The organism is Ensifer sp. CCNWLY38 (genome assembly GCF_037120565.1).
GTDB classification, from domain to species: domain Bacteria; phylum Pseudomonadota; class Alphaproteobacteria; order Rhizobiales; family Rhizobiaceae; genus Ensifer; species Ensifer adhaerens_H.
This window is the reverse complement of record NZ_JBBBBO010000008.1, coordinates 174,417-192,832: the sequence shown is the minus strand read 5'-3', so window position 1 is coordinate 192,832 and position 18,416 is coordinate 174,417. Positions and strand designations below refer to the sequence as shown.

The following is an 18,416-nucleotide window of genomic DNA, read 5'->3' as shown; positions in this document are numbered from 1 at the left end:
CATGGCCAACAGGACAATCGATCATGCGCTGACGGCGCGCTCACTCACATCGGCGGCATCCGATCCGACGCATGCCGGCATCCTCTCCTTCATGCGCCGCAAATATTCGAAGCAGTTGAAGGATGTCGAAGCCGTCGTCTGGGGCATTCCCTTCGACGCGGCCACGTCCAATCGCCCCGGTGCCCGCTTCGGACCGCAGGCGATCCGTCGCGCCTCCGCCATCTTCGACAACGACCCGCAATACCCCTTCGAGCGCGACCTTTTTGCAGCGATGGCGACGATCGACTACGGCGACTGCCTGCTCGACTACGGCAACCATTCGAAGACGCCGGCGACGATCGAGCGCGAAGCGGCGAAAATCATCAGAAGCGGCGCTTACCTGCAGACGCTCGGCGGCGACCACTTCGTTACCTATCCGATCCTGAAGGCGCAGGCGGCCATCCACGGTCCCCTCGCCCTCGTGCAGTTCGACGCACACCAGGATACCTGGCCGGACGAAAGGGGGCGGATCGACCATGGCTCCTTCGTTGGCCGTGCTGTACGCGAAGGGCTGATCGATACCGACGCCTCGATCCAGATCGGCATCCGCACCCACGCACCCGAAGACTGCGGCATTCGCATTCTCTATGCCTATGACGTCGAGGAAATGAGTGCTGCCGAGATTGCCGAAACGATCATCCGGCAGGTGGGCGAGCGCCAGGCGTATCTCACCTTCGACATCGACTGCCTCGACCCGGCCTACGCCCCCGGCACCGGCACGCCGGTTGCCGGCGGCCCGTCGACCGCCAAGATGCTCTCGGTGCTGCGCAAGCTCGGCGCCCTGACGGTCGTCGGCAGCGATGTCGTCGAAGTGGCGCCCGCCTACGATCATGCCGATATCACCGCAATCGCAGGCGCGACCGTCGCCATGTACATGCTCGGCCTGCATGCGGAGAAGCTTGCGGAGCGCGCGCCGCTGCGCTGAAGAACCGTATCGCCGTTGCGACCAAGGGCGGCTGCTTGTATAGGAACTGACAGGGCTGGCGGCGGTCCGCCGGCCTGTTGAGAAATTGATTCAATTCTATGCCAGACTGATTCCGGAACTATCCGTAAATCGCTGACAGAACGGGAAAATCATGAAACCGAAGATCTTCATCGATGGCGAACACGGCACCACGGGCCTGCAGATCCGCACGCGCATGGCCGGTCGTAGCGATCTCAAACTGCTTTCCATCCCGGAAGCGGAGCGACGCAACGCCGCGATGCGCGAAGATCTCCTGAACGACGCCGACATCGCCATTCTGTGCTTGCCGGACGATGCGTCGCGCGAAGCGGTTTCGATGGTTTCCGGCAACAACAAGGTGCGCATCATCGACACCTCGACGGCACACCGCATCGCGCCCGATTGGGCCTATGGCTTTGCCGAGATGGACAAGGCGCAGCCGGAAAAGATCCGTGACGCCCGCCACGTCGCCAATCCCGGCTGCTATCCGACCGGCGCGATCGGCGTGATCCGGCCGCTGCGACAGGCCGGCATCCTGCCGGATGGCTATCCGGTCACCGTCAATGCGGTCTCCGGCTACACCGGCGGTGGCAAGCAGATGATCGCGCAGATGGAAGACGAGACCAATCCGGACCACATCAGCGCGCCGCACTTCCTCTACGGCCTGCCGCTCAAGCACAAGCACGTGCCCGAGATGAAAATGCACGGCTTGCTCGACCGAGCGCCAGTTTTCGCTCCCTCTGTGGGTAACTTCGCGCAGGGCATGATCGTTCAGGTTCCGCTTTACCTCGAGGATCTCGTCGCCGGCACCACGCTGGAAACGATCCACGCCGCCCTTGTCGCGCATTATGCCGATCAATCGATCGTCGAGGTCGTGCCGCTTGCGGAAAGCGAGAAGCTCGGGCGCATCGACGCGACCGAGCTTGCCGGCAAGGACACGATGAAGCTCTTCGTCTTCGGCACCGCCGGCGGCAATCACGTCAACCTCGTCGCCCTGCTCGACAATCTCGGCAAGGGCGCATCGGGTGCTGCCGTCCAGAACATGGACTTGATGCTGTCGGCCTGACCGGCAACGTCGGCTGAAAAGAAAAGACCCCGGCGAGCCGCTCACCGGGGTCTTTTTCATTTATGCATCTGTTGGATGTCAGTCGCGTAACTCTATCGCTGTCGGGCGCGGATACTCGCCGACGAAGCCGCGCCAATGGGCTATGGCGAAACCGAGAACCACGAGGGCGCCGCCCTGGTGCAGTACACCCCAGCCGATCGGCACCTGCAGCACCAGCGTGGTGATGCCGATGACCGCCTGGACGCTGACGAGCAGAAACAGAAGTACCGAGCGCCGCGCATGGGTGGTTTCGGGCGCTGCCCTCAGAGAGGCAACCATATGCATCAGCGCGAAGGCAAACAGCACATAGGCGCCTATCCGGTGAACAAACTGCACCGTCTTCGGGTTCTCGAACAGGTTGATCCACCAGGGCTGCTGTAGGAACAGGTCCTGCGGAACGATCGCCCCATCCATCAGCGGCCAGGTGTTGTAGCTGAAGCCGGCGTCGAGGCCGGCGACGAGCGCGCCGAGATAGATCTGGAACAGGCTGAAGATGGCGATGATCATTGCCATCTTGCGCGAACGATCCGTGGGCGCTGCGTCGTTCGAATGCGGACTGAGCCCCCGGAAGATCCACATACAAGAGGCGAAGATCAGACAGGCAATGACGAGGTGCGTCGCCAGCCGGTACTGGCTGACCTCGGTGCGCTCGACGAGGCCGGAGGAAACCATCCACCAGCCGATGAAACCCTGAAAGCCGCCAAGGGCGAGGATGCCGAGAAGCGGCATCCGGAGCTTGCGCTCGACCCGGCCAGTCAGCCAGAAGAACGCGAGCGGCAGAGCGAAGATGATCCCGATGGTGCGGGCCAGCAGGCGATGCGCCCATTCCCACCAGAAGATCGTCTTGAACTCGTCAACCGTCATGCCGTTGTTCATCTGCTGATACTGCGGAATGCGCTGATAGAGCTGGAACTCTTCCTCCCACTCAGCGGCCGAAAGCGGCGGGATCACACCATGGATCGGCTTCCATTCAGTGATCGACAACCCCGATTCCGTGAGGCGTGTTGCACCACCGACAAGCACGAGCGCAAAGAGCGTGAAAATAACGACGGCGAGCCAGCCGCGGATCTGCCGGCGGTTGCGCTCGGTCTTGCCGATCTCGTTTCGAAGCATCTGTTCTGTCGCCATTTCGACGCCGGCCATTATTTTCCCTCTGGTATCGCAGGGTTGTCGGCGGCGCGACCGGACGGATCAACGGTCGCACCTTTCGGAAAGCCGTTGATTTGCACCAGAGCGGCATGCAAAACAAGACCGAAACCTTTGCGGCATGCCGTCGCGGTCGGTCCGCGCCCATGCAAGCCATCTGAAAGAAGTGAAATGCCCGTACGCCTCAGAAAGCTGATCGGCACGATCCTGATCATCATCCTCGTCGTCGTTTACGCACTGGCTGCCGTCACCTTTGCCTCGCTGCTGCTCGGCGCCGCACCCGGGTGGGTGCATCTGGCCTACTTCTTCTTCACCGGCCTGCTCTGGATATTGCCAGCCATGCTGATTATCAAATGGATGGAAAAGCCGGCTCGCGATCGCTGAGCCAAAGCGCAGCGGCCATTTGAGGAGACGCAAAAATGAGACTTGCGGTCATCGCCGATATCCATGGCAACGATCTCGCGCTCGAGGCCGTTCTCGCCGACATCGATGCGCTCGGTATCACCGACATCGTCAACCTCGGCGATCACGTGAGCGGCCCGCTCAATGCAGCGCGCACTGCCGACATCCTCATGAAGCGCGCGATCCCCTCGATCCGAGGCAATCACGATCGCTATCTGTTGACAGTCGCCCCCCGGGACCTGGGGTTATCGGATCGCTCTGCCTACGATGAATTGCAGCCGGAGCACCGCGAATGGCTGGCCACCCTGCCCGTCGCGCACGTCCACAGGGAAACGTTCTTCCTGTGCCACGCGACGCCGACGAACGATGAGACCTACTGGCTAGAGGCTCTGACGACCGACGGCACCGTCCACATGGCGGCGCGCTCGGCAATCGAGGCTGAAGCCGCCGGCATCAATTATCCGGTCATCCTTTGCGGACACACGCATATCCAGCGCGCCATCCGCCTTTCAGACGGCCGCCTCGTGGTCAACCCCGGCAGCGTCGGCTGCCCCGGTTATGACGACGACCAGCCCGTGCCGCACAAGGTCGAGGCGGGCTCGCCGGATGCACGCTACGCCGTCGTCGAGCAGACGCCGTCAGGGTGGAGCGTCACCTTCCGCAGTGTTCCCTACGACTGGATGGCGATGTCCCGGCTCGCGGCCAGCCGCAACCGGCTGGAATGGGCAAGGGCACTGGCCACAGGCTTTATCGATTGAAGCCGCGCCGTGAGATATCCGCAACGCTTCACGCTTTGCTAACTGCGTTCTCCGGTTATTCTTCACTGCCGTTCATAAGAGTTGCTGCATTAAACGGATCGTAGCTGCCTTGAGGTTCAATCGCTCGGCAACAGGGACCGGATGGCACCTTCGATGACGAACTCCGATCTGACCATGGAAGGCTCTGGCGACCGTTGCCCGCGCGTGTCCATGCGTGTCGGTCCGTCCGATACCACGACGCGCCGCTTCGATGTTACGATCCATCGCGCCATGGAGCCGCTGGAGGCCGAATGGCGTGCACTCGACAGCCTCGCTGGCAATTCGCTGCATCACGCCTATGACTGGTGCCGTGCCTGGGCGGAAACCCACAACAGCGATCTCTTGCTGCTGCGCGTTGCGTTCGATGGCGCGCTTTTCCTCATTCTGCCGCTGGAACTCAGGCACGGGCGCCTGTTTCGAACAGCCCGCCTGATCGGAACGGAACACAGCAACCTCAACACGGGGCTCTTTGTCGACGGCGCCTGCGCAGTCATCACTCCGGCACTGGCCCATGCCTTGGCCCGGGATATTCGAACGGCGCTCCGCGGCTTCGCCGATGTCGTCATGCTCGAACGGATGCCGAGCGAGTGGCGTGGTGGCGTCAGCCCCTTTGCCGCACTTCCAGGCGTCGCAAACCCCAATTCGTCATTCCAGCTGCCCCTCCTCGGCAGCATTCAGCTCACACTGGCGCAGATCAACGCCAAGCGCCGCCGCAAGAAGATGCGCATCTCCGAACGACGACTGACGGAGATGGGCGGCTACGACTATGTGATCGCCCGCACCCCCGGCGAGGCGCAGACGTTGCTCGATACCTTCTTCCGGCAGAAGGCGACACGCTTCGCAACACTCGGCCTCCCCGACGTCTTTCACGACGCCGAGACACAAGCCTTCTTCCATGCGCTTGCCTCCTATCAGGACGGCAACCCACAGCTCATGCAGCTCAACGCCATCCGGCTTAGAGGAGAAAGTGACGGGCAGGTCGTTGCCGTCGCCGGGATTTCGCTCAAAGGCGACCATGTCATCTGCCAATTCGGCTCGATCGACGAGGCGCTGGCAGGCGAAGCAAGTCCGGGTGAATTGCTGTTCTATCGGATGATCGAGCGCCTCTCGACGCAAGGCGTGCGCCTGTTCGATTTCGGCGTCGGCGACCAACCCTACAAGCGGTCCTGGTGCACCATCGAGACGCCGTTGCGTGACATCACATTACCGGTGACCCTTCCGGGGCGCCTTGCCGCCTTGCGCCATCACCTTGTCGTGCGCGCAAAGGCAGCGGCGAAGTCGAACAAGGCCGTTTACGCTCGGCTGCAGCGAGCGAGGCGGTTCAGACAAGGCAAAGTCGATTCACAAAGCACCGCGGACTGAAGGGCTGAACAGCAGCGCGTTGACTTCTCGCAGTCGGCACGCCGTCATCGGTTAGGCGGCATCCCGGTCAGGATAGTCCGGATCGGCTGCCTGCCCGGTCATGAGAACGATGTCGCGATAGCCGGCCGCACCGAAACCGGTCAGAACCTCGACGATCCGCTCATCACTGACCGACGGCGCAGAGAGGATGATCTCTGCTCCATCGCGGCCGGCAATCTTCTCGACAGCCATTTCGTCCGCCGGGCCGCACTCGACCAGTACGAGATCGTAGGCGTTGGTCAGGGCGTCGATGATCATCTTCAGCCGTTCGATGCCCCGCATCGCCTGCCGCGGATCGGCATCGCCCTGAGGAATGACGTGGGCATCGGAGAAGCGGTCGGCGTGGATCGTATCCGTGAAGGGCACCTCACCGGCCAGCAGGTTGGTGATGCCGGGAAGCTGCGGCGAGCGCGCCATCAGGCGCGTCGGGCAAGCCGAACCGGTCAGGTCGATCAGCACCACTTTGATATCGTCCTCAGCCAGCAGGCGCGCCAGCATCACGGTTGCGGTCGACCCTTCGTCTCCGCCCGGCGACACCGAAATCGCAACACGCACGCCGGTGGCGCGAAGATGTTCAGCCACCGCCTCGATCGAGAAGTCCGGTTCGGCGGCAGCCTCCACGGTGTCCGTGTCTGCAGCCGGAACTTGCGCCGCCGGCAGCAGGTCGACTGCATCATCATCATCCTCGGTGACAGGCGCCACTTCAGGCTTCGTGTCCGCTGCCACGATCGGGATATCGGTGGCGTTTGCGACCAAGGCCGGCCGCGGGCGAACCGGTGCAAGCCGCCCGCCGGTTGCCGAAACCGGACGCAGCGCCCGGCCGCTGAACAGTTCGCCAAGCATGATCACGACGCAGCTCAACAGGAACGTCGCCAGGGCGGCAACGATCGTGATCGGCAGCACTTTCGGGAAGCTCGCGCTCGTCGGAACCACCGCGCTTGAAATCACACGTGCATCGGCGGGTGTCGCATTTTCCACCGTGCGCGACGTCGCCTCGCGGTAGCGTGCGAGATAGGTCTCAAGCAACTGACGTTGCGCGGTCGCTTCGCGCTCCAGCGCACGCAGTCCCACCTCTTCCTCGCCGGCCTGTGCGGACTGAGCCTTCAGCGCGTTCAACTGCTGGACGAGCTGCTGCTCGCGCAGTTCGCCGACCTTGGCCTCGTTTTCCAGGCTCGCCAGGATCTTGCGCGTCTCGCTGCGAATCTGTCCGCGTATGCCTTCGAGTTGCGATTTCAGTGCCTTCAGGCGTGGGTGGCCATCCAGCAATGTCGTCGAAAGGTCGGCAACCTGCCCCTGCAGATTCGCTTCGGTCTCCTTCAGCCGCTGGATCATCTGCGAGCCGACGACGTCGGTGATCGTGTCCGCCGCCCGGCCGCTTGCAAGGGCTGAGCGCACGCCGGCAGCGCGTGCCTCCGCATTGGCGCGCTCGCCGCGCACCCGGGTAAGCTCGGTCGAAATATCGGTCAATTGCCGCGTCGCGAAATTCTCGGTCTCGCCGGTCGGCAACAGATCGGACGAAGAGCGGTAGGCGGCAACCTTCGCTTCCGCATCCCGCACCTTCTCACGCAGATTGGCGATCTCCGGTTCCAGCCAGCGGGTCGCCTCGGAATTGGTGTCGAGCTTGGCGCCGCTTTGCAACGTAAGGAAGACCTTCGCCATTTCGTTTGGAATGGCGGCCGCGAGCTGGCGGTCCTTCGAGGTGAAGGCGATCGCGATCACGCGGGACTTCTCGACCTGATAGACTTGGAGCTTGTCGTTGAATTCCTTGAGCACCCTCTCCTCAGGCGGCATCTCCAAGGGGTTCTTCTTGAGGCCGAGCATGACGAGAAGATCCGAAAGCGCCGAGGGCGCCGCCGATGGATCGAATTCCTTCAGCTCATAGAGCTTCATATTGCGCGCGACCTGCTTGATGAGGTCGGCCGAACGCAGCACCTGCACCTGGCTGAGGATCCCGGATTCGTCGAAGACACGATCGGCGCCGGCCTGCGAAGACTGATTTGGGCCGCTGAACTCCGGTTCGCGCGATTCGATCAGCACGCGGGTTTCGCTCTGATAGTCCGGCGCAATCATCTTCGCCGCACCGAAGGCGAGTGCTGTCACACAGGCTGTTGCGAGCAACACCTTGACGCGCCGATCCCAGACAGCGCGAAACAGGCCGCCGAGGTCGATATCCACATCCTGTTGACCGCTGCCGCTTCCCGACATGCTACTGGCTCCGAACCCTCAAATTTTGCCGGAGGGTAAATGAACATGGTAACGCAAGGGTTAATGCGATCAACCTCCGGGTGATAAACCCTTACCCGTTGCAGCGATACGGCGCAAAAATTCTACCGCGAGTTTACCGGCTATTAACCCTAACGGATCGATAACGTCTGAAAAGGTGGGTCGTTTCCGGAGCCTATGAACCGCATGTCAACCGCAGCTATCAAGACAGGTCTGGCGATCACGGCGGCAGTGCTGTCGATGTTGCTCAGCGGTTGCACAAGCTACCAGCCGGCCCCGAAGGCCTTCAGCGAAGCCACGATCCAGCCCTACCGCCTCGACAGCGGCGATCGCCTGCGCATCAACGTCTTCGAACAGGCCGGCCTCAGCGGCACCTATACGGTCGACCAGGCCGGTTACGTCGCGTTTCCGCTGATCGGCACGGTCGCCTCGCGCGGCAAGACCCTGCCGGAGCTCGAAGGCATGATCGCCGCCAAGTTGCGCCAGGGCTATCTGCGCGACCCCGACGTGACGATCGAGGTCGATCGCTACCGCTCGGTCTTCATCATGGGTGAGGTCGGCCAGGCCGGACAATATGCCTACGTACCCGGGATGACCGTGCAGAATGCGATCGCCGTCGCCGGCGGTTTTTCGCCGCGCGCCAACCAATCCAACGCCGACATTACCCGCAAGATCAACGGCCGCATCATCACAGGCCGCGTTCCGATCACCGACGCGGTTCTCGCCGGCGATACGATCTACGTCCGCGAACGTCTGTTCTGATCTCGATGCAGCAACAGCGTCCCTTGCGCATCATCCATTGTTTCAGATCGCCCGTCGGCGGAATTTTCCGCCATGTGCGCGATCTTGCCGAGGCGCACGCCCGCGCCGGCCATGAGGTCGGCATTCTCTGCGACAGTACCACCGGGGGTAGCCACGAGGATTCACTGTTCGACGAGATCCGGCCCTATCTGGCGCTCGGCCTCGTTCGCATGCCGATTCACCGCTCGGTCGGGCCGTCGGATTTTGCCGCGCTGTGGCGCGGCTACAAGGAAATCAGAAGTTTGCGACCGGATGTGTTGCATGGGCACGGCGCCAAGGGTGGCGCCATTGCCCGCCTCATCGGTTCAGTCTTGCGGGTCAACAGGTATCGCGTAGCCCGCCTCTATTCCCCGCACGGGGGGAGCCTCCACTATCGCCGCCGCTCCCTGATCGGGCGGCTTGTCTTCCCGCTGGAACGGGTTCAGGAGCGGCTCGCGGATGCGCTCGTTTTCGTCTGCGACTTCGAGCGCCAGACCTATTTCTCCAAGGTCGGTGCGCCGCGTGTACGGCACGAACTGATCTACAACGGGATAGACGACGGAGAGTTCGAGGTGATCGCCCCCCGGCCGGATGCTGTCGATTTTCTCTATATTGGCATGATGCGGGACCTGAAGGGTCCCGATTTGTTTGTGGAGGCGTTCGCGCGCACCGAGCGCCTGGTCGGACGACCGCTTTCGGCGTTGATGATCGGCGACGGCCCGCAGCAGCAGGAATATAGCGAACTGATGCTGCAGCAGGGTCTGAGCCGCCGCATCAAGATGCAACCGGCGATGAAGACCCGCGAGGCGTTTACGCTGGCGCGCAACGTCGTCGTTCCCTCGCGGGCCGAGTCCATGCCCTACATCGTCCTCGAGGCGCTTGCGGCGAGAAAGCCGGTCATTGCCAGCCGTGTCGGCGGCATCCCGGAAATACTGGGGGCCGACAGCGCCGCGCTCGCCGAACCGGCCGACGTTCAGTCACTGGCCGCCATCATGGCGCGCTCGATCAGCGAGAAGGACTGGGCGGTACAGGTCATGCCTGAGCCGAACACGTTCAAATCGCGTTTCGCCGCTTCGGTAATGTCGTCCGATATGCTAGATCTCTATCGGGAATTGTGCCGTTACCAGCCGTCCACGGATAGCGTGTCGCCTACAACGTAAGCGTTTCTTAGTGGCTTTCTGCTATCCGGACTGAGGGACTTCAGCGCCGGAAGACAGCCATGAACAAGTTTGACCGACCGGATTCATTCGATCCCGAAGCGCTTCGCAAGAAGATTTCGGAAATCCGCGCCCGTGCGCCGGGCGAGATGCCGAGCGGCGAGCCGTCTGCAGAACTCAATCCGCTGGCGCGGCAAATCGCCGAACAGTTCCGGGCCGACACCTATTCGCCGGCCATGATCATGGGGCTGATGCGGCTCTTCGAGTTCAGCGCGCTGTTCGCCATCGGCTACGCGATCAACGCGCTCTACGTTCAACCGGGCTTCGAGCAATTGCCGCTCTATCTGGCGATCCTGATCGGAGGCTCTGCCTTGGCGGTTGCCGCGATGCAGATCGCCGATACCTACCAGATCCCTGCACTGCGTGCCTTGCTGCGCGTGATGCCGCGCATTCTCGCAGCCTGGGCGGTCGCCTTCGGTGGGATTGCCATCGCCCTCTTCTTCCTGAAATCCGGCCACCAATATTCCCGCGTCTGGTTCGGCGGCTGGTTCGTCGGTGGCGCGCTCTTTCTCGTCGCCGAACGCGCCTTCATCGCCTACTCCATTCGCCACTGGGCCCGCAACGGCACGATGGAACGCCGCGCCGTCGTCGTCGGCGGCGGCCTGCCGGCGAAGGACCTGATCCGCACGCTTGAGGATCAGCCCGACAACGACATCCGTATCTGCGGCATTTTCGACGACCGCGACGAGCGCCGCTCGCCGAATGTCATCGCCGGCTATCCGAAACTTGGAACGGTCAACGAGCTCGTGGAGTTCGCGCGCCTGGCGCGCATCGACATGCTGATCATCTCGCTGCCGCTTACGGCGGAAAAGCGCATCCTCGAGCTCCTCAAGAAGCTCTGGATTCTGCCGGTCGACATCCGGCTCGCGGCCCACGCCAACAATCTGCGTTTCCGTCCGCGCAGCTATTCCCATGTCGGCGATGTGCCCATGCTCGACATCTTCGACAAGCCGATCGCCGATTGGGACTCGGTCGCCAAGCGCGGCTTCGACATCTTCTTCAGCCTGGTTGCCCTGGTGCTCCTATGGCCGATCATGCTGGGCGCCGCCATCGCGGTCAAAGCCACCTCTTCCGGCCCGATCATCTTCAAGCAGAAGCGGCACGGCTTCAACAACGAGACGATCGAGGTCTACAAGTTCCGCTCGATGTATACGCATATGAGCGACCCTTCGGCACGCAACGCCGTGACCAAGGGCGACCCTCGCGTCACGCCGGTCGGCCGCTTCATCCGCAAGTCGTCGATCGATGAACTGCCGCAGATTTTCAACGTGCTGAAAGGCGAACTGTCGCTCGTTGGGCCACGTCCGCACGCCGTCGCGGCGCAGACCCAGAACCGGACCTATTCCGACGTCGTCGAAGGTTATTTCGCTCGCCATCGCGTCAAGCCAGGCGTTACCGGCTGGGCGCAGATCAATGGCTGGCGCGGCGAGATCGACAATGACGAGAAGATCCGCCTGCGCACGGCCTTCGATCTCTACTACATCGAAAACTGGTCGCTGCTCTTCGATCTCAAGATCCTGTTCCTGACACCGTTCCGGCTTCTCAACACCGAGAACGCCTATTGAGCACCGTCGAGACAGGCCGGTTCCCGATCGCTCGTCCCCAGCTTGCGGCGCTCGCGCTGCTTGGCTCCGGGCTCGTGGCGTTCGCCGTGTTTCTCTCCGGTTTTGTCATCTTCGAGCCCGCGCCCTATGAATTGTTCCTGGTCGCGCTCATTGGCCTGTGGGCGCTCTTCGGTCTCAAGATTTCCCGCAGCGTCGCTCCCCTGCTCACGCTCCTGACGCTGTTCATGGTGGGCGGCATCCTGTCCTTGACGGTGATGGTCGACCTGACCAAGGGTCCGATGTACATGGCGGTCTCCGGCTTTCTTGCGCTATCGTCGGTGTTCTACGCCGCGATCATCGAAGACCGCCACGAGCGCCTGCGCCTGATCTTCAATGCCTGGGTGGCAGCGGCCATCATTACCGCGCTGCTCGGCATTCTCGGCTATTTCGGCGCCGTTCCGGGTGCGGAGAATTTCACGCTCTATGGCCGTGCCAAGGGCGCCTTTCAGGACCCCAACGTATTCGGGCCGTTCCTCTCGGTGCCGGCCATGTATCTGATCCATGGCATCCTGACGCAGCCGATCCAGAAGGCCCCACCGAAGATCGCCGCATTGATGATCCTCGCGCTCGGTGTCTTCCTGTCGTTTTCGCGTGCGGCCTGGGCGCTCAACCTCTTCTGCGTCGTCGCCTTCGTCTTCGTCATGCTACTCAAGGAACGCAGCGGCCTCTTCCGCCTCAGGATCCTCGTGCTGGCGCTCGTCGGCGGGCTTATGGTCGTCGGCGCTCTTCTCGTCGCCCTTCAATCCGAGCAAGTCGCAACCCTCTTTTCCAGCCGGTCGCAGCTCGTGCAGGATTATGACGGCGGGCATCTCGGCCGTTTCGACCGCCATCGCCTGGGCTTTCTGATGTCGATGGAGAAGCCGCTCGGGATCGGGCCGATGGTCTTCAGCACGATCTTCCCGGAGGACGAGCACAATGTCTGGCTGAAGTCGCTGACCTCCTACGGCTGGCTCGGCTTCATCAGCTATGTCACGCTGATCATCTGGACGCTCTCGCTCGGCTTCCGCTTCCTGCTGCTCAACCGCCCCTGGCAAAGCTACCTGATGATCGCCTGGGTCGCTGTTCTCGGCCATGTCGGCGTCGGCAATGTCATCGATACCGACCACTGGCGCCATCTCTACCTGCTCCTCGGCATCATCTGGGGATGTGCCGCTCTCGAATACCGCCATCGCCGGCAGGCACGCGCCGGCTGGAGCTCCTGATCATGGAACACATCGTTGCGGGCCGGCGCCCGGCCCTTCCCCTGCGCCTGCTCCAAGTGCTGGAGCCGAGCGGCGGCGGCTCGGGCCGACACTTCCTCGACCTCTGCCGCGGCATGCACGAGCGCGGGCACCATGTGGAGGCAGTTTATTCGCCAGTGCGCGCCGAGGAAGGTTTCGTGCGCGAATTGAAGGCAATCGGCCTGCCGGCCGTCCACGCCGTCGATATGAAGCGCGCGCCGGGACCTTCTGATATCGGCCGCTTTCTTGAATTGCACCGCCTCATTCGCCGCGGCAACTTCGACATGATCCACGGCCACAGTTCGAAGGCCGGCGCGCTGACGCGGCTGCGGCTGCCCGGCCCCCATGTTCCGCGTGTCTATACCCCGCACGCCTTCCGGACCCTCGACCCGACACTCGGCCGCGCCGGTCGCCTGATCTACGGCACGATCGAATGGGGCCTCGCCAGCTTCCTCACCGACCATCTGATCTGTGTTTCGGAGGATGAGTATCGTCACGCCCTGTCGCTGAACATGCCGGAAAAGCGGATGTCGGTGATCGTCAACGGCGTTGCCCCGCCCTCATGCGAGATGGCGCAAACGATTCGCGCCAGCTTCGGGATCGCGCCGGATGCCTTTGTCTTCGGCTTCATTGGCCGCCTCTCGGCGCAAAAGGCGCCGGAGCGGCTGATCGCTGCTTTCCAGAGCGTCGCCGCATCCGTGAAAAACAGCCATCTGGTGATGGTCGGCGCCGGCGAACTCGAAGGGAGCCTGCGCAAGGCAATGGCCGAGAGTGGATTGCAGAACCGCATGCACCTGACCTCGGCCTTCACCGGACCGCAGGCCGCACCGGCATTCGATCTTCTGGTCATGCCGAGCCGATACGAGGCCATGTCCTACGTGATGCTGGAAGGCGCGGCCGCAGGCAAGCCCATTATCGCCACCGATATCGGCGGCGCCCGCACGGTCATCGAAGATGGCCAGAACGGCTTCATCCTGCCGAACAGTGACGACACGTCCCTGCTCGCCAAGACCATGGTCAAAGCCGCCGCACCGGAAACGTTCGGAAAACTGTCCGCTATCGCGCAAAGCCTGAAAGACCGCTTCACCCTCGACGTGATGCTCGATCAAACGGAAATGCTCTATCAGAAGGCGGCCGCCAAACGCCGCGTACAGGCGATCCTTCAGCCGGCGGAGTAGCGCTGCAAAGAGGGAAATGAAAGTAGATCAATCGCTCTATGGGGGATTGAGGATTGAGAAAAATGGTCGGAGCGGCGGGATTCGAACCCACGACCCCTTGACCCCCAGTCAAGTGCGCTACCGGGCTGCGCTACGCTCCGAACCGAGGAAACCCCTATATAACCAGCGCTTAGAGCGCAAGCGGGAATTTCGAACTCGGCGTGAAAAAGAAATCTCCGGCGTGGAAAAGCTGCGGGCACTCGGCGAGTCGATCAGAAGAAAAGTCCATTTTGTCGGAAGATCGCCTACTGCACGTTTCCTTTAATCGTAGCCGGTTAAAGGACAAAAACATGCAGCACTTCTAAGTGCTACAGCGACCTTTGCGCGTCTGATAAGACGCGCGGCGCTGTAGCGATCGGCGATCCTCGATCGCAATGGAACCTTCACCAAACCTGAAATCACATCGTTGGAAACGCTGCCCCTGACGTAACGTGAGCTTGCCATCACAACCGATTTGAGGGACAGTTTGGTACTGGCCCTTGAGGCCTGGAGCCTCCCTTTCAGGAGTAGACCATGCCTCTTAAATCTCTGATGGCCGTAACCGCACTTGTCGTCCTGACGCTGTCCGGATGCGCGACGTCCGGTTCGACCAACACAACCTACGCGCAGTGGAACGGCCCCTATCCGCAGCCTGATGTTTCCGCATCCAGCCCCGGTGGTTTCCGTATGTCCTACTAAACGCGGCAACTTTAGTGTGAGCGGCAGAACACGGGCCCTGTGGGCATCCCTCAGTCGCTCACGTCAATGCATGCGTGGTTTGCCCCTTCCCTTAGGCCTGCAGCATTTGAATGCGAGCCGCCAATCTCACAAACTGACGATCGAACGAGTATTCGCCGATTGCTCGGCCGGAACCGTCGGCTGACTGTTATGCGACCCACGACCGCGCAAGCGTCACGCCTGCGTCGTCGGTCAATTTTCCTATGGTCTTGAAGGCGGGGCGCCTCGTCGGACGAGCACGCGCTTGGTAGGCGACCGCGGTACTCTCAGCGCACCTGATCGAGCAGGCGTTTGCATTCCAGGAGATCGTAGAGCGCCTCCTGCAGCAGCGCCCGGTCTTCCTTGCCGACGGACGACGATTTGCCGAGCGAGATTTCCGGCACGTCGTCGCTGCCGCCGCCGAACGAGAAGAAGCGGCGGCTCGCCGGTGCCTTGGCGCGGCCGACGATCTGATCTTCTTCCGAAACGCCGGCCTTGGGCGGTGCCGGCTCCTCGTTGCTCGACGCCGCAAGCGCTTCGACGGTTGCGAGATCGCCGCTGGCAATGGCGGCAACGAACTTGTTGCCGTTGGTTTTCAACAGCTTCTGCACGCCCTTGATGGTGTAGCCGTGATCATAGAGCAGATGCCGGATACCCTTCAGGAGATCGACATCCTCCGGCCGATAATAGCGACGACCGCCGCCGCGCTTCATCGGCTTGATCTGCTGGAAACGGGTTTCCCAGAAGCGCAGAACATGCTGCGGCAGATCGAGGTCGTCGGCGACCTCGCTGATGGTGCGGAAAGCGTCCGGGCTCTTTTCCATGTGGTTCCCAATCCATGTCACGCGACTCACGCTCGCGGGCCGCAATGAACCGATATCATACCGATGATGGCACGAATCGGGTCCATTTCAACGGCTTATGGATGGGTTTTCAACCACATTTGTGGCTGAAGCCATGACTTCACGCCGCGGGAGATGCCGGCTTCTGCTTCGCCCTACGGCTGAGATGGGCCTTCAGCACGCGCTGCTTGAGCACGTTGGACGCCTTGAAGGTCATCACACGGCGCGGCGAGATCGGCACTTCCTCGCCGGTCTTCGGGTTTCGCCCGATGCGTTCGTTCTTGTCGCGGACCTGGAAGGTCGCGAAAGAAGACAGCTTCACGCTCTCGCCACGCACGATTGCGTTGCATATTTCGTCAATGACGGTTTCCACCAACTCGGCAGACTCTGTGCGTGACAGACCTACCTTGCGAAAAACCGACTCAGCCAAGTCTGCTCGTGTTACTGTTTTTCCGCTCATCTTCCCCCACCAACGTCTGGCACGCCGATCAGCGACCGAAGACTATTGCCCTTGCCTATTGTGGTCAAGCGCCTGCGTTGCCTCAGCATTTTTTACCAGCGTATCAGAACGGAGCCCCAAGTGAAGCCTCCACCCATGGCTTCGAGCAGAACGAGATCACCCTTTTTGATCCGGCCATCGGCCGCCGCGGTGTTCAGGGCCAGCGGAATGGACGCCGCAGACGTGTTGCCATGGAGATCGACTGTCACCACAACCTTATCGAGCGGGATGCCGAGCTTCTTGGCCGAGCCATCGATGATGCGACGGTTGGCCTGGTGTGGCACCAGCCAGTCCAGATCTTCCGCAGTCGTTCCGGTCGCCTCGAAGGCTGCCTCGATCACGTCGGTAATCATGCCGACCGCGTGCTTGAAGACTTCGCGGCCTTCCATCTTGAGATGGCCCACCGTTCCCGTGGTCGAAGGGCCGCCATCGACATAAAGCTTGTCGCGATGCGCGCCGTCCGAGCGAAGCTTCGCCGTCAGCACGCCACGGTCGGCATTCGTACCCTCGCCTTCCTGGGCTTCCAGGATGATGGCACCGGCGCCGTCGCCGAAGAGTACGCAGGTCGTCCGGTCGGTCCAGTCGAGGATGCGCGAGAACGTCTCCGAGCCGATCACCAGCACGCGCTTGGCAAGCCCGCCGCGGATGTAGGCGTCGGCCGTCGTCACCGCATAGACGAAGCCGGAACAAACGGCCTGCATGTCGAACGCTGCGCCATGGCGCATGCCAAGGCGATCCTGGATATTGACTGCGGTTGCCGGAAACGTGTTGTCCGGCGTCGAGGTCGCCAGGATGACGAGGTCGATGTCATCTGGCGTAAGCCCGGCATTGGCGAGTGCGGCGCGGGCGGCGCCTTCGCCGAGCGACGCGGTCGTTTCGCCGTCGCCGGCGATGTAGCGCTGCCGGATGCCGGTGCGCTGCACAATCCACTCATCGGACGTATCGACCTTGGATTCCAGCTCCTGATTGGTGACAACGCGCTTCGGCAATGCTGCGCCGAAGCCGCGAACGACGGAACGGATCATCTATTCAAACCTCATCATTCATGCCGGCGGAAAGGGCCTGGGACGGTTCTGCGCCATGGTACTTCGCCAGATCGAGCTCGATCTTCGACTTCAGGCCATTCTTCACCATGTCGTAGCCGACATCGATCGCGGCTGCGAAACCTTCGGCATCCGCACTACCATGGCTCTTGATCACGACACCATTGAGGCCAAGGAATACACCGCCGTTGACCTTCCTGGGATCCATCTTCTCGCGCAGGCGATCGAACGCACCCTTGGCCAGGATATAACCGATCTTGGCAAGCAGGGTGCGCGACATTGCAGCGCGCAGATATTCGGCAATCTGGCGCGCGGTGCCTTCGGCTGCCTTCAGCGCGATATTGCCGGAAAAGCCTTCGGTCACGACGACGTCGACCGTGCCACGGCCGATGTCGTCGCCTTCGACGAAACCGTAATAGTCAAAGCCATCGATGTTGGCTTCACGGATCAGGCGGCCAGCTTCCTTGACCTCTTCCTGTCCCTTGATTTCCTCGACACCGACGTTGAGAAGCCCAACCATCGGTCGTTCGATCTCGAAGAGGGCCCGCGCCATGGCGCCGCCCATCAGCGCGAAGTCCATGAGTTGCTGCGCATCCGCACCGATCGTTGCGCCGACGTCGAGCACGATGCTCTCGCCCTTCAGCGTCGGCCAGATGGCAGCGATCGCCGGACGCTGGATCCCCTGCATCGTGCGCAGACAGAAGACCGACATGGCCATGAGCGCGCCGGTATTGCCGGCCGAAACGACAACATCGGCCTCGCCGGCATTGATCGCGTCGATCGCCTTCCACATGCTCGATTTGCCGCGGCCGCGGCGAAGCGCCTGGCTCGGCTTCTCGTCCATCGCCACGGCGATTTCACAATCGTAAAAGGTGCTGCTGGCCTTGAGCTTCGGATATTTTTCCAGAAGTTCCGCGCATTGCGCTTCGATACCGAACAACACGAACTTGATGTCCGGATGACGTTCGAGCGCTCTTGCGGCACCCGGGATGACGACTTCTGGACCATAGTCGCCACCCATCACGTCAAGTGAAATTCTGACCACGCGTGTCTTATCCTTCATTTCTGCCACACAACACGTGCCGTCGTGGCGCACTCACCTGGGACGCATTGACGAAACATATTGCTTCTGACGCTTGAGCCAAGCACGCGGCAGATCGCTTCGCGGCTCTTTTGGCCGGTTTGGGGCCAAAATACTGCTTTTCCTTTGCGTGACAACCGAATTGTAGAAGAGGCTTTCGC

The 18,416-nt window shown here is 61.9% G+C and carries 17 protein-coding genes and 1 tRNA gene; 11 read left to right on the top strand and 7 right to left on the bottom strand.

The window, feature by feature from the left end:
• Window position 1: 1 nt before the first annotated feature.
• Together speB and argC are read left to right on the top strand one after the other, a co-directional pair.
• The gene (gene speB / locus V7S54_RS18675) at window positions 2–964 is read left to right on the top strand and encodes an agmatinase (RefSeq protein WP_336408667.1); all 963 of its coding nucleotides are present in this window, start codon (window positions 2–4) and stop codon (window positions 962–964) included.
• Window positions 965–1,115: 151 nt separating this feature from the next.
• Window positions 1,116–2,048: an N-acetyl-gamma-glutamyl-phosphate reductase gene (gene argC / locus V7S54_RS18670; RefSeq protein ID WP_065374564.1), complete on the top strand. Its 933-nt coding sequence runs from the start codon at window positions 1,116–1,118 to the stop codon at window positions 2,046–2,048.
• A gap of 78 nt (window positions 2,049–2,126) precedes the next feature.
• Here the strand turns inward: argC and V7S54_RS18665 are convergent, their stop codons facing one another.
• A complete protein-coding gene (locus V7S54_RS18665; RefSeq protein ID WP_065374563.1) occupies window positions 2,127–3,230 on the bottom strand; it encodes a COX15/CtaA family protein in 1,104 nt (367 codons plus the stop codon).
• Between the two features lie 174 nt (window positions 3,231–3,404).
• On the opposite strand from V7S54_RS18665, the gene V7S54_RS18660 reads away from it, so the two are divergent.
• From V7S54_RS18660 to V7S54_RS18650, 3 genes are all read left to right on the top strand, one after another.
• Window positions 3,405–3,617, top strand: coding sequence for a DUF2842 domain-containing protein (locus V7S54_RS18660; RefSeq protein WP_336408666.1), 213 nt, complete (start codon window positions 3,405–3,407; stop codon window positions 3,615–3,617).
• 35 nt (window positions 3,618–3,652) lie between these two features.
• A complete protein-coding gene (locus V7S54_RS18655; protein WP_065374562.1) occupies window positions 3,653–4,393 on the top strand; it encodes a metallophosphoesterase family protein in 741 nt (246 codons plus the stop codon).
• Window positions 4,394–4,603: 210 nt separating this feature from the next.
• On the top strand, window positions 4,604–5,794 hold the full coding sequence (locus V7S54_RS18650; protein WP_327078028.1) for a GNAT family N-acetyltransferase: 1,191 nt from the start codon (window positions 4,604–4,606) through the stop codon (window positions 5,792–5,794).
• Between the two features lie 51 nt (window positions 5,795–5,845).
• Here the strand turns inward: V7S54_RS18650 and V7S54_RS18645 are convergent, their stop codons facing one another.
• Entirely contained in the window at window positions 5,846–8,038 is a 2,193-nt protein-coding gene (locus tag V7S54_RS18645; protein ID WP_065374561.1) for a GumC family protein, read from the bottom strand.
• 204 nt (window positions 8,039–8,242) lie between these two features.
• Between V7S54_RS18645 and V7S54_RS18640 the strand changes: the two genes are divergently transcribed.
• Genes V7S54_RS18640 through V7S54_RS18620 form a run of 5 tightly spaced genes read left to right on the top strand, consistent with a single transcriptional unit; the run spans window position 8,243 to window position 14,055 of the window.
• Window positions 8,243–8,818: a polysaccharide biosynthesis/export family protein gene (locus V7S54_RS18640; RefSeq protein WP_057252881.1), complete on the top strand. Its 576-nt coding sequence runs from the start codon at window positions 8,243–8,245 to the stop codon at window positions 8,816–8,818.
• 5 nt (window positions 8,819–8,823) lie between these two features.
• Window positions 8,824–9,996 (top strand): glycosyltransferase family 4 protein, encoded by a 1,173-nt coding sequence (locus V7S54_RS18635; protein ID WP_065374560.1) that lies wholly within the window; start codon window positions 8,824–8,826, stop codon window positions 9,994–9,996.
• A gap of 59 nt (window positions 9,997–10,055) precedes the next feature.
• Window positions 10,056–11,618 (top strand): undecaprenyl-phosphate glucose phosphotransferase, encoded by a 1,563-nt coding sequence (locus tag V7S54_RS18630; protein ID WP_065374559.1) that lies wholly within the window; start codon window positions 10,056–10,058, stop codon window positions 11,616–11,618.
• Window positions 11,615–12,859: an O-antigen ligase family protein gene (locus V7S54_RS18625; RefSeq protein WP_065374558.1), complete on the top strand. Its 1,245-nt coding sequence runs from the start codon at window positions 11,615–11,617 to the stop codon at window positions 12,857–12,859. The genes V7S54_RS18630 and V7S54_RS18625 overlap by 4 nt, the downstream gene beginning before the upstream one ends.
• 2 nt (window positions 12,860–12,861) lie before the next feature.
• A complete protein-coding gene (locus V7S54_RS18620) occupies window positions 12,862–14,055 on the top strand; it encodes a glycosyltransferase (RefSeq protein ID WP_065374557.1) in 1,194 nt (397 codons plus the stop codon).
• A 63-nt stretch (window positions 14,056–14,118) separates the two neighbouring features.
• On the opposite strand, the gene V7S54_RS18615 is transcribed toward V7S54_RS18620, so the two are convergent.
• Window positions 14,119–14,195 (bottom strand) — tRNA-Pro (locus tag V7S54_RS18615).
• Window positions 14,196–14,607: 412 nt separating this feature from the next.
• Here V7S54_RS18615 and V7S54_RS18610 point away from each other — a divergent pair.
• Window positions 14,608–14,772, top strand: a complete 165-nt coding sequence (locus V7S54_RS18610; RefSeq protein WP_093232207.1) for a hypothetical protein — start codon at window positions 14,608–14,610, stop codon at window positions 14,770–14,772.
• A gap of 305 nt (window positions 14,773–15,077) precedes the next feature.
• On the opposite strand, the gene V7S54_RS18605 is transcribed toward V7S54_RS18610, so the two are convergent.
• The 4 genes from V7S54_RS18605 to plsX form a co-directional block, all read right to left on the bottom strand.
• A complete protein-coding gene (locus tag V7S54_RS18605) occupies window positions 15,078–15,614 on the bottom strand; it encodes a MerR family transcriptional regulator (RefSeq protein WP_057252555.1) in 537 nt (178 codons plus the stop codon).
• 139 nt (window positions 15,615–15,753) lie between these two features.
• The gene (locus V7S54_RS18600; RefSeq protein WP_057252557.1) at window positions 15,754–16,092 is read right to left on the bottom strand and encodes an integration host factor subunit alpha; all 339 of its coding nucleotides are present in this window, start codon (window positions 16,090–16,092) and stop codon (window positions 15,754–15,756) included.
• 92 nt (window positions 16,093–16,184) lie between these two features.
• Window positions 16,185–17,156 (bottom strand): beta-ketoacyl-ACP synthase III, encoded by a 972-nt coding sequence (locus V7S54_RS18595; RefSeq protein ID WP_065374556.1) that lies wholly within the window; start codon window positions 17,154–17,156, stop codon window positions 16,185–16,187.
• Window positions 17,157–17,160: 4 nt separating this feature from the next.
• Window positions 17,161–18,219 carry a phosphate acyltransferase PlsX gene (gene plsX, locus V7S54_RS18590; RefSeq protein ID WP_065374654.1) on the bottom strand — a complete coding sequence of 353 codons (1,059 nt, stop codon included), beginning with the start codon at window positions 18,217–18,219 and terminating at the stop codon, window positions 17,161–17,163.
• Between the last annotated feature and the right edge of the window lie 197 nt (window positions 18,220–18,416).

Excerpts from the sequence above, each read along its gene's own strand:
- argC (WP_065374564.1), top strand. The coding sequence starts at position 1,116 with ATGAAACCGAAGATCTTCATCGATGGCGAACACGGCACCACGGGCCTG.
- V7S54_RS18645 (WP_065374561.1), bottom strand. The coding sequence starts at position 8,038 with ATGTCGGGAAGCGGCAGCGGTCAACAGGATGTGGATATCGACCTCGGC.
- V7S54_RS18650 (WP_327078028.1), top strand. The coding sequence starts at position 4,604 with ATGCGTGTCGGTCCGTCCGATACCACGACGCGCCGCTTCGATGTTACG.
- V7S54_RS18605 (WP_057252555.1), bottom strand. The coding sequence starts at position 15,614 with ATGGAAAAGAGCCCGGACGCTTTCCGCACCATCAGCGAGGTCGCCGAC.
- V7S54_RS18655 (WP_065374562.1), top strand. The coding sequence starts at position 3,653 with ATGAGACTTGCGGTCATCGCCGATATCCATGGCAACGATCTCGCGCTC.
- V7S54_RS18635 (WP_065374560.1), top strand. The coding sequence starts at position 8,824 with ATGCAGCAACAGCGTCCCTTGCGCATCATCCATTGTTTCAGATCGCCC.
- speB (WP_336408667.1), top strand. The coding sequence starts at position 2 with ATGGCCAACAGGACAATCGATCATGCGCTGACGGCGCGCTCACTCACA.
- V7S54_RS18640 (WP_057252881.1), top strand. The coding sequence starts at position 8,243 with ATGTCAACCGCAGCTATCAAGACAGGTCTGGCGATCACGGCGGCAGTG.
- V7S54_RS18665 (WP_065374563.1), bottom strand. The coding sequence starts at position 3,230 with ATGGCCGGCGTCGAAATGGCGACAGAACAGATGCTTCGAAACGAGATC.
- V7S54_RS18610 (WP_093232207.1), top strand. The coding sequence starts at position 14,608 with ATGCCTCTTAAATCTCTGATGGCCGTAACCGCACTTGTCGTCCTGACG.
- V7S54_RS18660 (WP_336408666.1), top strand. The coding sequence starts at position 3,405 with ATGCCCGTACGCCTCAGAAAGCTGATCGGCACGATCCTGATCATCATC.
- V7S54_RS18620 (WP_065374557.1), top strand. The coding sequence starts at position 12,862 with ATGGAACACATCGTTGCGGGCCGGCGCCCGGCCCTTCCCCTGCGCCTG.
- V7S54_RS18595 (WP_065374556.1), bottom strand. The coding sequence starts at position 17,156 with ATGATCCGTTCCGTCGTTCGCGGCTTCGGCGCAGCATTGCCGAAGCGC.
- V7S54_RS18630 (WP_065374559.1), top strand. The coding sequence starts at position 10,056 with ATGAACAAGTTTGACCGACCGGATTCATTCGATCCCGAAGCGCTTCGC.
- V7S54_RS18600 (WP_057252557.1), bottom strand. The coding sequence starts at position 16,092 with ATGAGCGGAAAAACAGTAACACGAGCAGACTTGGCTGAGTCGGTTTTT.